The organism is Methylobacterium sp. J-030, from assembly GCF_022829545.1.
Classification (GTDB): domain Bacteria; phylum Pseudomonadota; class Alphaproteobacteria; order Rhizobiales; family Beijerinckiaceae; genus Methylobacterium.
This window is the reverse complement of the sequence record NZ_JAKSYM010000051.1, coordinates 1-1,939: the sequence shown is the minus strand read 5'-3', so window position 1 is coordinate 1,939 and position 1,939 is coordinate 1. Positions and strand designations below refer to the sequence as shown.

Below are 1,939 nucleotides of genomic sequence, written 5' to 3'. Positions count from 1 at the left end.
TGACGAGGTTGTGACGGGGAACGTACGGCGGCCTGGCATCCTTCGGGGCGGTCTCGCAGAAGATGCGGAGGCCCTCGCCGGCGTTCTCGGCGCCGCGGTAGGTGTAGGTCTTGCCGCCCTCGAGCTCGACCGAGACGGTGCGGGGATAGTGCAGCGTCACTCGCCCTGTCCTTTGTTGAGGATGGCATACGTGACTGCCCTGCGCATCTGCGCGGAGTCGATGAGGGGCTTCTCGCCCGTCCGACCGCGGGCACGGCGGGCCGCCAGGGTGCGCTCGGCCAGCGGCGCGAAGGTGCCGTCCGTCATCCGCTCCTGCACCGCGGCCACGCCGATCAGCCCAACCTGGTTGAGGGCCTTCACGGGCGCGGACAGGTCGCCGGAGAAAGCCGCTATCGCCCCCTTCTTCAGCCGCTCGGCCGCCTGCTTGGTGATGCTCTCGACGCCCGGCACGAGGAACGGGCGCTGCGGGATATTCTGATCCGGGGCACCGTACTCATTGAGGTACGCCAACATGGCATTCGTCGGCGGGTTGGGCTCGCCGGGTTCGGGCTGGCGGCCGGCCCCGTCTGCCGGGAAGCCGATGGCGACGCGCTTGCCCAGCTCGCGCAGCACGCTCTGCGAGAAGGGAGAGAGCTTGGCGGGCGTGGCCGCGAACTTCGATTTCATCGCCATGGCGAACCTGCGGTGGTGGTGGCCGGCGCCAGCCTCCGAGAGGGAGCCGCGCCGGCATGCGGGGTTAGGTTTTCGAAGCACTCGCCGCATTGCCTCGCCCGGCCACGGAAAGCCGGGAACCGCGCCGGGGAGGACTCACCCGAGCGTGGCGTCTGCATCCGCCTCAAGCGCCCGGTGGAACGCCTGCCACGTCGCCGAGGCGCGGGAGAGGGAATCGGCCGGTTCGTTGCGACCGTGGGGGACGAAGGCGTTGGCAAGCGCAGCCGTGTCGGACTTGAGCCGATAGAGAGGCGCCGCCGCCAGGCCAGCCTGCATGCGCTGCAGAGCGACCGCCGCCAGTTCGGCGCGCCGATGGATCTCACCGGCCTTCCGACCCTCGCTGGCGACATCCTCGGCCACCGCCTCGACCACGCCGCGGACGGCAGCCTCGACCTGTGCTTCGGCCTCGGCGAGGGCGGCACGCTTGACCTCGACCACCTCGCCGATCGCCGCGACGGCCTGACGGGATGCGGCTGCCTTCACCCGTGCGCGGTCGCGATCATGCCGGGCATCGAGGCTGGCCGGATCCGGGGCAAGGTCGGGCCGCTCGCCGCCCCTCTCAGACCATTCCGTGATCCGGCGGGCCAGGTCGTCGCCGCCGTCCAGTTCGGCGAGCTGAGCGCGGCTCTCGGCGACGATGGCCTCGTGCTCCACCTCGCGCGCCTTCGCCAAGGCCGCTTCCTTCGTCGCCAGGGCCTCACGGGCGCCAGCGCGGACGTTGAGGGCATCCCGGAGCTTGGCTCGCGCCACGGCCTCTAGCGGTGGCATTTCGGCCGCCGGACGGGCGGCATGCTGATGCGCGTCTAGAAACGCGAGGGCCGAGCCAGTCTGAGCAGCGAGCGACAAGGGGGAGGTCGGGAGAGGAAGTCCCGCCGTGGCCCGCCCGGCGATGAAGGCGTTCGGTTCGGCGTGATTGCGCGGCGCTCTACGCAGCCCGGAGGCCGAGGGCGGGCGGGCAGGCAGGAACAGGGCGGTTGGGCGGCCGGGAGAGGGAGTCCCGCCCTGGCCCGCTCGGAGATGAAGGCGTTCAGTCCGGAGTGAGTGCGCGGCGCCGCACGCAGCACGGACGCCGAGGCCGGCCGGTAAGGCAGGACCGTGACGGTATGGCCGCCCGGCTGATGCAACGTGCGATAGACGACAGGCGCGGGCGCGGCGACCGGCTCGGGGCCGGCCTGGCGCGAATGGAGTCGGCGGTCCACCTCGGCGACAGGCACGGCACCGTCACGCC

At 71.7% G+C, this 1,939-nt stretch carries 2 protein-coding genes; both read right to left on the bottom strand.

Annotated features, from left to right (window positions below; all coding sequences use genetic code 11):
- Nucleotides 1-156: 156 nt before the first annotated feature.
- Nucleotides 157-672, bottom strand: a complete 516-nt coding sequence (locus tag MKK75_RS02190) for a hypothetical protein (protein ID WP_244040992.1) — start codon at nt 670-672, stop codon at nt 157-159.
- A gap of 135 nt (nt 673-807) precedes the next feature.
- Nucleotides 808-1,479, bottom strand: coding sequence for a hypothetical protein (locus MKK75_RS02185; protein WP_244040991.1), 672 nt, complete (start codon nt 1,477-1,479; stop codon nt 808-810).
- Between the last annotated feature and the right edge of the window lie 460 nt (nt 1,480-1,939).

What these genes read in the sequence shown, in the direction of transcription:
- MKK75_RS02190 (WP_244040992.1), bottom strand. Translation starts at nt 672, where the DNA reads ATGGCGATGAAATCGAAGTTCGCGGCCACGCCCGCCAAGCTCTCTCCC.
- MKK75_RS02185 (WP_244040991.1), bottom strand. Translation starts at nt 1,479, where the DNA reads ATGCCACCGCTAGAGGCCGTGGCGCGAGCCAAGCTCCGGGATGCCCTC.